Origin of the sequence: Novosphingobium organovorum (assembly GCF_022832435.1) — a bacterium.
Classification (GTDB): Bacteria; Pseudomonadota; Alphaproteobacteria; order Sphingomonadales; family Sphingomonadaceae; genus Novosphingobium; species Novosphingobium organovorum.
In genome coordinates this window covers 32,107-45,101 of record NZ_JALHLF010000003.1, presented here as the reverse complement: position 1 = coordinate 45,101, position 12,995 = coordinate 32,107, and the positions used below count along the sequence as shown (strand labels likewise).

The 12,995-nt window shown below is 65.7% G+C and carries 12 protein-coding genes; 8 read left to right on the top strand and 4 right to left on the bottom strand.

What is annotated here, in order from left to right; all coding sequences use genetic code 11:
• Positions 1 to 74 precede the first annotated feature (74 nt).
• On the bottom strand, positions 75 to 728 hold the full coding sequence (locus MTR62_RS01690) for a carbonic anhydrase (RefSeq protein WP_244016539.1): 654 nt from the start codon (positions 726 to 728) through the stop codon (positions 75 to 77).
• Positions 729 to 885: 157 nt separating this feature from the next.
• Between MTR62_RS01690 and lipA the strand changes: the two genes are divergently transcribed.
• Together lipA and MTR62_RS01680 are read left to right on the top strand one after the other, a co-directional pair.
• On the top strand, positions 886 to 1,812 hold the full coding sequence (lipA, locus tag MTR62_RS01685; RefSeq protein ID WP_244016583.1) for a lipoyl synthase: 927 nt from the start codon (positions 886 to 888) through the stop codon (positions 1,810 to 1,812).
• Between the two features lie 74 nt (positions 1,813 to 1,886).
• The gene (locus tag MTR62_RS01680) at positions 1,887 to 2,333 is read left to right on the top strand and encodes a type II toxin-antitoxin system RatA family toxin (RefSeq protein WP_244016538.1); all 447 of its coding nucleotides are present in this window, start codon (positions 1,887 to 1,889) and stop codon (positions 2,331 to 2,333) included.
• Positions 2,334 to 2,485: 152 nt separating this feature from the next.
• Here the strand turns inward: MTR62_RS01680 and MTR62_RS01675 are convergent, their stop codons facing one another.
• The 3 genes from MTR62_RS01675 to MTR62_RS01665 are packed head-to-tail and all read right to left on the bottom strand — an operon-like array spanning position 2,486 to position 4,823.
• Positions 2,486 to 2,986 (bottom strand): CinA family protein, encoded by a 501-nt coding sequence (locus MTR62_RS01675; protein ID WP_244016537.1) that lies wholly within the window; start codon positions 2,984 to 2,986, stop codon positions 2,486 to 2,488.
• Between the two features lies 1 nt (position 2,987).
• Positions 2,988 to 3,587: a hypothetical protein gene (locus tag MTR62_RS01670; protein WP_244016536.1), complete on the bottom strand. Its 600-nt coding sequence runs from the start codon at positions 3,585 to 3,587 to the stop codon at positions 2,988 to 2,990.
• Positions 3,588 to 3,623: 36 nt separating this feature from the next.
• On the bottom strand, positions 3,624 to 4,823 hold the full coding sequence (locus MTR62_RS01665; protein ID WP_244016535.1) for a bifunctional 2-C-methyl-D-erythritol 4-phosphate cytidylyltransferase/2-C-methyl-D-erythritol 2,4-cyclodiphosphate synthase: 1,200 nt from the start codon (positions 4,821 to 4,823) through the stop codon (positions 3,624 to 3,626).
• A 92-nt stretch (positions 4,824 to 4,915) separates the two neighbouring features.
• Here MTR62_RS01665 and dusB point away from each other — a divergent pair, with 92 nt between their 5' ends.
• From dusB to hfq, 6 genes are all read left to right on the top strand, one after another.
• Complete coding sequence (gene dusB, locus MTR62_RS01660; protein WP_407672571.1) at positions 4,916 to 5,932, top strand: tRNA dihydrouridine synthase DusB; 1,017 nt, start codon at positions 4,916 to 4,918, stop codon at positions 5,930 to 5,932.
• Positions 5,929 to 7,056 (top strand): two-component system sensor histidine kinase NtrB, encoded by a 1,128-nt coding sequence (locus tag MTR62_RS01655; RefSeq protein WP_244016533.1) that lies wholly within the window; start codon positions 5,929 to 5,931, stop codon positions 7,054 to 7,056. The genes dusB and MTR62_RS01655 overlap by 4 nt, the downstream gene beginning before the upstream one ends.
• Entirely contained in the window at positions 7,053 to 8,474 is a 1,422-nt protein-coding gene (locus tag MTR62_RS01650) for a sigma-54-dependent transcriptional regulator (protein ID WP_244016532.1), read from the top strand. Before MTR62_RS01655 ends, MTR62_RS01650 begins: the two co-directional genes overlap by 4 nt.
• A gap of 101 nt (positions 8,475 to 8,575) precedes the next feature.
• Positions 8,576 to 10,792 carry a sensor histidine kinase gene (locus MTR62_RS01645; RefSeq protein ID WP_244016531.1) on the top strand — a complete coding sequence of 739 codons (2,217 nt, stop codon included), beginning with the start codon at positions 8,576 to 8,578 and terminating at the stop codon, positions 10,790 to 10,792.
• A 64-nt stretch (positions 10,793 to 10,856) separates the two neighbouring features.
• Positions 10,857 to 12,254: a nitrogen assimilation response regulator NtrX gene (ntrX, locus tag MTR62_RS01640; protein WP_244016530.1), complete on the top strand. Its 1,398-nt coding sequence runs from the start codon at positions 10,857 to 10,859 to the stop codon at positions 12,252 to 12,254.
• A 135-nt stretch (positions 12,255 to 12,389) separates the two neighbouring features.
• Positions 12,390 to 12,989: an RNA chaperone Hfq gene (gene hfq, locus MTR62_RS01635; protein WP_244016529.1), complete on the top strand. Its 600-nt coding sequence runs from the start codon at positions 12,390 to 12,392 to the stop codon at positions 12,987 to 12,989.
• Positions 12,990 to 12,995: the final 6 nt, after the last annotated feature.

Here is a 12,995-nt window from a genome sequence, read left to right as displayed (position 1 = left end):
CCGTGTTCTGCAGTGCTTGTCCTGCGTGCGACGAAAACCCTGTCAGGCGTAGGACAAAGGGCGCGGCCTGCCGGTCAGGTGATCGGTTCGAACGCGCCGGTTTCCTTGTCCATCAGGTGCAGAACACCGTCGGAGATGGCGAAGAACGTGCCCCGCAGCGTCAGTTCGCCGCTTTCCACCTTCTCGCGCACCCAGGGGAAGGTCATCAGGTTGGCCAGGCTCACACGCACGCCAGCCTGCTCCATCTGGATTTCGGCCGGGCGGCCGGTGGTGCCGTGCTCGTGGACGACCGCTTCACGCGCCTCGTCGAGCAGCGCGATCCAGTTGGCGACGAAGCCGCCCGCACCGGGCTCCTTGTCCTTGACGCTCTGGCTCAGCGCCGCCTTGCAGCCGCCGCACATCCCGTGGCCCATGACCACGACTTCCTTCACGCCCAGCACCTGGACCGCGAATTCGAGCGCGGCCGAAACACCGTGATGGCCCGGCGTCGTTTCATAGGGCGGAACGAGCGCGGCGACATTGCGTACGACGAAGATCTCACCGGGATCGACGTCGAAGATCTGGGTCGGGTCGACACGGCTGTCCGAGCACGAGATCACCATGACCTGCGGCTCCTGGCCGTCCTTCAACTTGGCCCAGCGTTCGCGGTGCGGTGTCCAGCCGGTCGACCGGAAGCGACGGTAGCCGTCGATCAGGCCATCCAGCACGGGGGACAGGGTTTCGCTCATGGGGGCTCCTTCTTGGAATTCTCGATGGGTTGGGCTGCAAACGATACAACAGGCTTTCTTGCTGATCGTTGCGGGGCCGAAACAAAGCAACAGCGCAATCCAAATAGGCTTCATATTGGGGGTGGCAAGCCCGGCCATGAGCGACTATCTGGGCGGAATGAACGATCTGTCCTCCGCTCCCAAGCCCGAACGTCAGCGCAAGCCCGACTGGATCCGCGTCAAGGCGCCGACCAGCAAGGGATACGGCGAGACTCGCCAGCTCATGCGGGACCTCAATCTGAACACCGTGTGCGAGGAAGCCGCCTGCCCCAACATCGGTGAGTGCTGGACCAAGAAGCACGCCACCGTGATGATCCTGGGCGATACCTGCACGCGCGCCTGCGCTTTTTGCAATGTGAAGACCGGGATGCCCGGCCGGGTCGATCCGGCCGAGCCCGATCATGTTGCCGAGCTGGCGCTCAAGACCGGGCTCGAACATATCGTCATCACCTCGGTCGACCGCGACGACCTGCCCGACGGCGGTGCGCAGCAGTTCGTGAAAGTCATCGAGGCGCTGCGCGCGGCGACGCCCAAGACCACCATCGAGATCCTGACGCCTGACTTTCGTGGCAAGATGCGCGCTGCGATCGAGGCGATCGTCGCGGCGCGTCCCGACGTGTTTAACCACAACCTCGAAACCGTGCCGCGCCTCTATCCCACGATCCGTCCGGGCGCGCGCTACTACGCCTCGCTGCGTCTGCTCGAGGAAGTGAAGGCCCACGATCCTTCGATCTTCACCAAGTCGGGTATCATGCTGGGGCTGGGCGAACAGCGTCTCGAAGTGCACCAGGTGATGGACGACATGCGCTGTGCGGACATCGACTTCCTGACCATGGGCCAGTACCTCCAGCCCACGCCCAAGCACGCCAAGGTCGCGGAATTCGTGACCCCGCAGGCGTTCAACTCCTACGGCGCGATTGCCCGCGCGAAGGGCTTCCTCCAGGTTGCCTCCTCGCCGCTGACGCGTTCGAGCTATCATGCGGGCGACGATTTCGCCCAGATGCGCGCCGCGCGCGAAGCGCGTCTCGCCAAGGAAAAGCGCTGATGTCCACCCTTGGACAGGTTCGGGCGCACGCTGGACAACGGCGCGCGTCCAAAGGCGCGTGGAAAGCCTGACACATGCCCGGAATTCATGAAACGCACCGCCTTCCCTACAGTGCGGAGCAGATGTTCGATCTCGTCGCCGACGTGGGGCGCTACCAGGAGTTTCTGCCCTGGGTCGTCGCCACGCGGGTCCGTTCGGACAGCGGGACCGAGATGATCGCGGACATGCTCGTGGGCTTCAAGGCGCTGCGCGAGAAATTCACCTCGCGGGTCGAGAAGATCCGTCCGCAGGAATTGCGCGTCCACTACGTCGATGGCCCGATGAAGGACCTCGACAACGTGTGGCGGTTCCATCCGGCGGGTGACCACGCCTGCGATGTCGAGTTCGACGTGCGCTTCTCGTTCCGTAACGCGCTGTTCGAGAAGCTGGCCGGACAGTACTTCGACAAGGCCTTCCGCAAGATGGTCGCCGCGTTCGAGACCCGCGCCGCGGAACTTTACGGTGCGCCGGCGGGCGAGTGAACGCGCGCTTCAGTTATACTTTGTAACTGAAGTGGGAAAAAGTGACTGAAACGGCAGGGGCCGGGTTACATTGTGTAACCCGGCCCCTGCCGTTTGCGGTTGCCAAGAGTAACCGAACACTTCCATCTGCCTGTTTTTCAGGCAGAGTTTTTCTACGGAAGCAGCAAATTCAACGCGGTCAGCGCCGCCTTGTGGCGGATCGCGGCGCGATCCTCACCCTCGATGTGCTGCTGTTCGGCGTTGACCTCGTCGTCACCCCGAAAGGCGCGGGCAAAGACCACGGTGCCCACGGGCTTGAGCTCGGTGCCGCCATCGGGACCGGCAATGCCGCTGATCGCGACAGCGACGTCCGCCTTGCTCTTCTTGATCGCACCCTGTGCCATGGCCCAGGCCGTAGCTGGAGAGACTGCGCCAAAGGCATCGATCAGGTCCGATTGCACGCCGAGCATGTCCTGCTTGGACTCGTTCGAATAGGTCACGAACCCGCGATCGAGCACCGCCGAGGAGCCGGGCACTTCGGTAAGCGCGGCGCAGACGAGACCCCCGGTGCAGCTTTCGGCCACCGCGATCATCCGGCCAAGCGCCTTGTTTTCGATGATGACCCGCTCGGCAAGCTCGAACAGGTCGGTCGGGAAGAGAAGTTGTTTGCCCATGTCAGTCCTTGCAAATCGCAAGTTCGCGCGGAAGCACGGGCTTTTCGGCGTGCTGCGTGGCGAGCTTGTCGGCGCGGGCGGCCAGCTCGATGAAGAGCGTGATGAGGCCTGCGGTATTCCTGGGGGGGAGGGGAGCGAGAAGGTCGATCGCCAGATCGATCTGCTGGCACGTTTCGGGTTTGATCGCCTGCTCGACCAGTCCGGAGACCGTCGCATCGACGAGGGGCTTGAGCGCGGCATCGTCCATCTGCGCGGCGATCCGGCCAAAGCTGGCGTCGCGCCGGGCAGCCAGTTTGACGAACGCGGCACGGGCGTCGGGCCAGTAGGCCTGGCGGTTGGTTGAATAGCGCTGGACAACGTCCTGTCCATGGGTGGTCAGGAAAGCGTTGGCGGGCAGCACCGCCCGGCAGCGCCGCGCCGTTCCGTCGATCACCTGGGGCAGCGAATAAGTCAGTACAGAACGGGCTTCGTCACGGGTCAGGCAAGCGGTGTCGAGGCTTGTCTGCGCCGCGCTGGCAAGCGCCGGACACAGCGCCACAGCGAAGGCGACCAGGCCAGCCAGGCAGCGACGCGAGGGCCGGATTTGGTCAGGAACGATCATGCAACTGCACCACGAAAGGTTCTCCTTGCGCCCTGATTACGCCCGAATGAGGCTTACCGCGGCCTGGGCGGCAATGCCCTCGCGCCGCCCGGTGAAACCCAGTTTTTCGGTCGTGGTTGCCTTGACGCTGATACGATCGGTTTCGACGCCCAGGATTTCGGCCAGGCGCGCGCGCATGGAATCGCGGTGCGGTCCGATCTTGGGCGCTTCGCATATGATGGTCACATCGGCGTTGCCAAGGGCGTATCCGGCCTCGCGCACGAGTGTCCCGGCATGGGACAGGAACTGGTCCGAGGCCGCGCCTTTCCAGCGCGCGTCGCTGGGTGGGAAATGCTGGCCGATGTCGCCCGCGCCGATCGCGCCGAGCAGCGCATCGACGAGGGCGTGGATCGCGACATCGGCGTCGCTGTGCCCGGCCAGGCCGTGGCTGTGGTCGATCTTCACCCCGCACAGCCACAGGTCTTCGCCCGCTTCGAGCCGGTGGACGTCGTAGCCGGTGCCGACCCGGAACGCGGGCAGGGGGGCGGAGCCGCCGGACGGGGCGAAATCGTGACCGTAGGTGAGCTTGTGCAGGGCTTCGTCTCCTTCGACGAGAGCGACGGCGCAGCCCCAGGCCTGCGCGACCTGGGCATCGTCCCCGGCGCTGGCGGGGCCTTCCCATTCGCGATGGGCGGCGAGGATCGTGGCGTAATCGAAGGCTTGCGGGGTCTGCACCCGGCGCAGGTTCTCGCGGCGGGCGGCAGCGCCCATCATCGCTCCGTCTGCCCCGGCCTCGCAGTGGGCCAAGCTATCGACCACCGGCAGCACGGGAATGGCGCCGCGATGGCGATCGAGCGCGGCGATCAGCCGCGCGATCACCGCTTCGGGGAGCACGGGCCGCGCGGCGTCGTGGATGAGTACCTTGTCGGGCTGCGAACCGGCCAGCACCTCAAGCCCGATCCGTACCGATTCCTGGCGGGTCGCCCCGCCGGCGGTGAAGATGAGGCCGTCGATCCCGGCAAGAAGCCTGCGCGCCGTTTCCTCCGCATCGGCGGGGATGACGACGACGATCGGGGCGATTCCCACCGAGGCGAGCGATTCGACCGAATGGCGCACCACCGGCTTGCCGCGCCAGGGCGCAAACTGCTTGGGCAGCGGCTGTCCCGCGCGCAAACCCTGGCCTGCGGCCACGACGATCGCGGCGACGCGGGGGCGGGAAAGGGGGGGAGGGGACGGGGCTGGGGCGCTTGCGGACATCGCGCCACCGGGTAATCGCTTGCTGCGACGAGGGCAATCCACTATGCGCTGCCTGTTTTTTAGGCACAGTTGCGCAAAATATGACTCGTGAAATGATCCCCCAGCCGGTGGCCCCGGCGCTCAAGCCCATCCACGTCGGTCCGATCCGGATCGACTGTCCGGTCGTGCTCGCGCCGATGACGGGGGTTTCCGACCTGCCGTTCCGCACGATGGTGCGCCGCTTCGGCTCGGGCCTCAACGTCACCGAGATGATCGCCAGTCCGGCCGCCATCCGGGAGACGCGCGTTTCGGTGCAAAAGGCGATGTGGGACCCGATCGAGGACCCGGTCTCGATGCAACTGGTCGGCTGCGAGCCCGAACAGATGGCGGAGGCCGCCAAGCTGGTCGAGGATCGCGGCGCGGCGATCATCGACATCAACATGGGCTGCCCGGTGCGCAAGGTCGTCAACGGCGATGCCGGCTCGGCGCTGATGCGTGACGTGCCGCTCGCCACCCGGTTGATCGAGGCGACGGTCAAGGCGGTCCAGGTGCCGGTCACCGTCAAGATGCGCATGGGCTGGTGCCACGACAGCCTCAACGCCCCGGAACTTGCGCGGATTGCGGAAGATCTGGGCGCTCGGATGATTACCGTCCATGGCCGCACCCGCAACCAGATGTACAAGGGCGAGGCCGACTGGGGCTTCGTGCGCCGGGTCAAGCAGGCGGTGTCGATCCCGGTCATCGTCAATGGCGACATCTGTGGGATCGACGACGCCGCGCAGGCGCTCGAACAGTCGGGCGCGGACGGGGTGATGATCGGGCGCGGTTCTTACGGCAAACCCTGGGTGCTCGCGCAGATCATGCAGTGGTGGCGCGGCGAGACGGTGATGGACGAACCCGGCTTTGGCCAGCAGTACGAAATCATCCGCGAACATTACGAGGCCATGCTTTCGCACTACGGCGCGGACACCGGCGTGAAGATGGCGCGCAAGCACCTGGGTTGGTACGTGAAGGGCATCAAGGGTTCGGCCGAGTTCCGCAACCGCGCCAACTTCATCGAGGACCCCCGCGCGGTGCTCGACGCGCTCGCCGAATTCTACGCCCCCTACCGCAACACGCAGACGGCATGACGCAGGGCGCGGGGACGGCCTTGCCCGAAGCGATCCGGGTCCTCGCCAGCCTGCCGCTGGCGGTGGTTCTGCTCGAACCGGGCCTGCGCATCGCCTCGCTCAATCCGGCGGCCGAGCAGTTCTTCGGCCAGTCGCTGCGCCGGGTGGTGGGGATGGACCTGCGTGATCTGCTCGAGGTGGGCAGTCCACGGGTACTGGACCGGCTGAGCGACTACGAGACGCCGGTCTCCGCGCACGAGCTGGTGGTCGGGGTCAAGGGCATGGGCGGGCGCCGGATCGATCTCAACGTCGCGCCGATTTCGGACATGCCGGGCTGGCAGATCCTGACCATCCACGACAACAGCGCGACCGAGGCGCTGGGCGACGATTCGGGCGGAGTGGATGCCGCCGCGCTGCGCGGGCCCGAGATCATGGCGCACGAGATCAAGAACCCGCTGGCGGGCATTCGCGGCGCCGCACAGCTGCTCGCGCGCAAGGTCGCGGACAAGGACCGCGCGCTGACCGATCTCATCACCGGAGAGGTCGACCGGATTGCCGACCTGATCGGGCGCATGCAGGACCTCAGCCGCCGCACGGCGCCTCCGGTGGTGCCCTGCAATCTGCACGAATCGGCGCGCCGGGCGATTGACGTGATCGGTGCCGGGCGCAGCCAGAGCCCCGACTTCACCGGCATCGTCGAAGAGTTCGACCCCTCGCTCCCGCCGGTGCTGGGCAGCCCCGATGCGCTCGTCCAGGTCATCATCAATCTGCTGTCGAACGCGCTTGAGGCGTGCGAGGGGCACGCACGTGCGCCGCGCGTGGCGGTGCGCACGCGTTTTGCCAGCGGCCTGCAGCTCCACACCGCGACCGATGGCGCCCCCTTGCGCCTGCCGGTCGAACTGCGCGTGACCGACAACGGCGAAGGGGTCGCGCCCAGCCTTCGCGAGCATATCTTCGAACCGTTCGTGAGCAGCAAGAAGACCGGGCAGGGGCTTGGCCTGCCACTGGTGCGCAAGCTCGTGCGCGAGATGAACGGGCGCATCACCCACGAACGCGACGAGGACCAGGGGCTGACCCATTTCCGCGTCCACCTGCCACTCGCCACCGAAACGCGAAAATCGCTGATGGGAGAGACACCGCGATGATCGAGGTTCTGCTGGTCGAAGACGATCCCTCGATCGCCATCGTCATCGACGCCGCGCTTGGTGCCGAAGGCGCACGGGTCACCCACGTCCACACCCTGGCCGAACGCGACCGTATGCTGCGCGAACGGCGCTTCAACGCGCTGGTGACCGACGTGATGCTCCCCGACGGCGACGGGATCGAGACGATCGGCGCGGTGCGCGCGGTGTGCCCGGACATGCCGATCGTGATCCTGTCCGCGCAGAACACGCTCGACACCGCAGTGCGCGCGACCGACACCGGGGCCTTCGAGTATTTTCCCAAGCCCTTCGACATCGACGAACTGGCGCGCACCGTGCGCAAGGCGGCGGGCAACCTGGCCACGGGCGAGACGCTGGAGAACGACCCGCTGGTGACCGAAGGGCTGCCGCTGGTCGGGCGCAGCCAGGCCATGCAGTCGGTCTTTCGCATGATAACCCGCGTGCTGCGCAACGACCTGACCGTGCTCGTGCTGGGCGAATCGGGCACCGGCAAGGAGCTTGTCGCCGAAGCCATCCACCAGCTCGGCAACCGCCGCGACGGGCCGTTCATTGCGGTGAACACCGCCGCAATTCCTGCCGAGCTCATCGAAAGCGAGCTGTTCGGGCACGAGAAGGGCGCCTTCACCGGCGCGGTCGCGCGCCATATCGGCAAGTTCGAACAGGCCGCCGGGGGCACGCTGTTCCTCGACGAGATCGGTGACATGCCGATGCAGGCGCAGACGCGGCTGTTGCGCGCGCTCCAGTCGGGTACGATCCGGCGCGTGGGCGGGCAGGAGGAAGTCCGGCTCGACGTGCGCATCATCGCGGCGACCAACAAGGATCTCGAACCCGAAATTGCCGCAGGGCGCTTTCGCGAGGATCTGTACTACCGGCTCAACGTGGTGCCGATCGACATGCCACCGCTGCGCGAACGCAGCGACGATATCGAGGTCCTCGCCCGCCACTTCCTCCAGCTCGCCGCCAGGGAAGGGCTGCCGCGTCGCCAGTTGACCGCATCGGCGGCCCAGCTGCTCAGCCAGCAGGCCTGGCCGGGCAACGTGCGCGAGTTGAAGAACTTCATCTACCGCCTCGTCCTCCTCGCGCGCGAAGACACCATCGATGCCGACGCCGTCGCGCCGCTGCTGCGCCGGGACGCCCCGCCCGAGGACGAGGGGGGCAGCGTCGCCGCGCTCGATATCGAGACCGCCATCGGCCGCTGGCTCGAGCGCGAGCATCCCGCCTCGGGCACGATCTACGCCAGCGCGCTCGCCGCGCTCGAGCGGCCGCTGTTCGCCTCGATCCTCAAAGAAACCGCCGGGAATCAGCTGCGCGCCGCGCAGGCGCTCGGCATCAACCGCAATACCTTGCGCAAACGGCTGAGCGAACTCGCGCTCGACCCGGAAGAGTTTACGCGCCGCTAACGATGGTCTAGGTCGGCCAGACGGGCAATCGGGGCATTTGGTCGTCTGCCTGTCATTTCACCCTTGCTCTTGAGCAACAGGGGTGTTGTATAGGCGCAACGATGACTGCCTCGCCCGTACTTCGACGCAATTGGCCACGGTGGTGGCGGCGCTTCCAGATCGCCGCCCACCGCGCCAATTTTTTTGCCGTTATCGCGGCGGTCTGCGTCGTCGCCTTCGTGGTCATGAGCACGATCACCTGGATTGCGCTCAACGGCGGAACCAATTCGACCAAGCCGCTGCCCTCCAACCTCACGGCAACGCTGCTGGTGGGGATGCTGGTTCCGGCCATGGCGCTGGTGGTCCTGCTGGGGCGCTACATCGCCCTGCAACGCGCCGCGCAGAGCATTGGCGGCACGGGCCAGATGCACGTGCGCCTGGTGTTCATCTTCTCGCTGATTTCGGCCATTCCCACGCTCCTGGTGGTGATTTTTGCGTCCTGGCTGTTCCAGTCGGGTGTCGAGTTCTGGTTTTCGGAAAATTCGCGCGGGCTGCTCGAAAACGCGAACAAGCTGGCGCGCGGCTATTACGAACAGACGGTGCTCGACGTTGGCTACCAGTCGGTCGCTGCGGCGATCGATGCGCGTAAGGAAATGGAAAAGTCGCCGGTCGTCAGCCCGCGTTTCCAGCGCTTCCTGGCGTCCGAGGTGCTGCGCCGCAGCCTGTCCTTCGCCGCGATCATCCAGATCGATGCGAGCGGCGAGCAGCGCACCCCGATCATCGCAGACCCCGACAACGAATCCGAAAATAATCGGCTCAGCAAGGACATGCTCGACCACCTCGCCAAGGGGCAGCCCTATGCGGTGGAGGCGAAGAAGGACCGCATCGTAGCGGCCGCACCGATCGAGATGAACGCGGGCGTCTATCTGCTCGTGGCGCGCAGTTCCGAACTGCTTTCGCTCAGTCAGGGCCAGCGCGCCGAGAGCATCGTGCAAGCCTACGAATTCCAGACGAGCCGGGCGCGGGTGACGCAGCTGCGCTTCAACGTCGCGCTGTTCATCGTCGCGCTGGTGCTGGTGGGCCTGTCGGTGTGGTTCGCGCTGCGCTTTGCCGACCGGCAGGTGCAGCCGCTCTACGAACTCGTCGAAGCGGCGCGCCGGGTGGGGGCGGGCAACTACGCGCTCCAGCTTGAAGGGCGCACCGGGACCGACGAGATCGGCCTGCTCAACCGCGCCTTCAACCGCATGACCGCGCAGATCGACAAGCAGACCCAGGCGCTGCTCGGCGCCAACCTCCAGCTGCACGAGCGGCGCCTGTTCATCGAGGCGGTGCTCGAATCGGTCACCTCGGGGATCATCTCGCTCGATGCGACGGGCGCGATCCTGCTGATGAACAGTTCCGCGCTCAAGCTCACCGCCCAGACCGCCGTGCCCGAAGGTATGCCGATCAGCGATCTTGCCCCCGCGATCGGCGCGCTCATCGAAAAGGGCGACCAGAACGGCATCGTCCAGTTCAGCCGGGGCGGCGAACTCCTTACCCTTGCGGTCAAGACGAGCCGCGATGCGACCGGCTATGTCATTACCTTCGAGGACATCACCCGCCAGTTGCTCGACCAGCGCACCGCTGCCTGGTCGGACGTCGCGCGGCGCATCGCGCACGAGATCAAGAACCCGCTGACCCCGATCCAGCTCGCCACCGAACGCCTGAGCCGGCGCTACCGCAAGCAGATCACCGACAATCCCGAGCTGTTCGAGGACCTGACCGCGACGATCATCCGCCAGGTCGGCGATCTGCGGCGCATGGTCGACGAATTTTCCTCCTTCGCGCGGCTGCCCAAGCCGGTGTTCCGCACCGAAGACCCGGTCGCACTGACCCGCCAGGCGCTGTTTCTCCAGGAAGTCGCGCGGCCCGACGTCTCGTTCCGTTTCCACGCCGAGCCCGACATCGGCATGATCGACTGCGACCGTCATCAGTTCGGTCAGGCGATGACCAACGTGCTCAAGAACGCCGTGGAAGCGACCGAGGCCAAGGCCAAGGACGCGCCCGAAGGTTATCGCGGCAGCATTGCGGTCGACGTCTCACTCGACGACGAGACGATCGTGGTGCGCATCGTCGATAACGGCATCGGCCTTACCCAATCGCGCGAACGGCTGATCGAACCTTACGTCACCACCCGCGAAAAGGGCACTGGCCTTGGCCTTGCGATCGTGAACAAGATCGTCGAGGAGCATGGCGGCGACATGACCTTCTCCCCGGCGGAGGGGGGAGGGACCTGTGTGACCATGCGCTTCGCCAGCGACCCTGTGGCGCGCCAGAGAAAGCAGGAAGCGGCCGAATGAGACCTCTCCCGATCGTCACCACCCTTCGTTCAAATCCATCGATCAAGCAGAAGAAGACACGGCCATGGCACTCGAAATCCTGATCGTCGACGACGAACGCGACATTCGTGAACTGGTCGCCGGCGTGCTGAGCGACGAAGGCTACGAATGCCGCACCGCCGGAGACAGCACCGCCGCGCTTGAGGAGATCGACAAGCGGCGCCCCTCGCTGGTGCTGCTCGACGTGTGGCTCCACGGCAGCCGGCTCGACGGGCTCGAAGTGCTCGACGCGATCAAGGCGCGCGAGCCCGAACTGCCGGTCATCATCTTCTCGGGCCACGGCAACATCGACACCGCGGTCGCCGCGATCGGGCGCGGCGCTGTCGATTTCATCGAGAAGCCGTTTGAGGCCGAGCGGCTGATCCACCTCGTCGGCAAGGCGACCGAAACCGAGCGCCTGCGCCGCGAGAACGCCCAGCTCAAGCAGGACTATTCGACCGGCGAGGAATTCACCGGGTCCAGCGGTTCGATCAATCAGGTCCGCGCGACGCTCAAGCGCGTGGCCAACACCGGCAGCCGCCTGCTCATTACCGGTCCCGCAGGGTCGGGCAAGGAAGTGGCCGCGCGCCTGCTCCACGCCTGGAGCCCACGCGCCGACAAGGCCTTCGTCAGCGTCAATTCGGCGCGGATCACGCCCGAGCGCTTCGAACAGGAGCTGTTCGGCGAGGAAAGCGACGGTGCGCTGGTGCGTCCGGGGCTGCTCGAAACCGCCGATGGCGGCACGCTCTATCTCGACGAAGTGGCCGACATGCCGCTCTCGACCCAGGCGCGCATCCTGCGCGTGCTGACCGATCAGGCTTTCGTGCGCGTGGGTGGCACGCGCCAGATCCGGGTCGATGTGCGCGTGGTGTCCTCGACCTCGCGCGACCTCGAAAAGGAAATTGCCGAGCGGCGCTTTCGCGAGGACCTGTTCTACCGTCTCAACGTCGTGCCCGTGGCGATCCCTGCCTTGCGCGAACGGCGCGACGACATCCCTGCGCTGGTCGACCATTTCTTTGCCCGCTATGCCAACGAACAGGGCGTTGCCCCGCCGCAGGTCACGCCCGAGGCGATGACCGCGCTGCAGGCCTACGAATGGCCGGGCAATGTGCGTCAGCTGCGCAACGTGGTCGAGCGAACGGTCATCATGGCCCCGCGCGAGAAACTGGCCCGGATCGAGCAAGACATGTTGCCCCCGGAAATTTTCAGCAACCGTCCGGGCGGTGACGGCGGCGTGACGGTGATGATGAGCGCGCCTCTGCGCGAAGCGCGCGAAAGCTTCGAGCGCGAATATCTGCGCGTCCAGATCCGGCGGTTTTCCGGCAATATCTCGAAGACCGCCTCGTTCATCGGGATGGAACGCTCGGCGCTTCACCGCAAGCTCAAGCTGCTGGGAATGTCCAGTGGCAAGGAAGGCGAGGGCGGCGGTGAGGGCGACGCGTAACGCGCCTGACACAACTTTGCGATTTACTGCACTGCAGCGAGCGGGTAATTTCGATTCGCTTACGGCATGATCCGGGGGTCGGGCATGCCAGATCGCGGACCGCATTAGCGGCCGCCAAAAAGAAGGAGAATACCAATGGCTGGTCGGACGCTTTCAGCGAGGCCGAGAGCGAGTGCAGCGACGGCGGCGGCGGAACCCAAGCCCGCTCCGGCATCGGCACCTACGACAAGCACCGCGGGTGCGACACCGGCTGTCTCTGCCGGAAAGGGACAAAATCTTCAGGACCAGTTTCTGAACCTGCTGCGCAAGAACAAGACACCGGTGACCATGTTCCTGGTCAAGGGCGTCAAGCTGCAGGGCATCGTGACGTGGTTCGACAACTTCTCGATCCTGCTGCGTCGCGATGGTCAGTCGCAGCTGGTCTACAAGCACGCGATCTCGACGATCATGCCCTCGACCCCGGTCGATGCCGCGCAGTTCAGCAGCGGTGAAGGTTCGAAGAAGACGCGCGCGCTCCAGGACGTGTTCCTCTCCAGCATCCGCAGCGCGGGTGTGCAGGTGACCATGTTCCTCATCAACGGCGTCATGCTCCAGGGGCGCGTTGCCGCCTACGACCTGTTCTGCATGCTGCTCGAACGCGAAGGTTACGTCCAGTTGGCCTACAAGCACGCGGTCTCGACGATCCAGCCGGTAACCCCGGTCGATCTGCAGAGCCACGAAGAGGCCGAAGACTGATCCTGT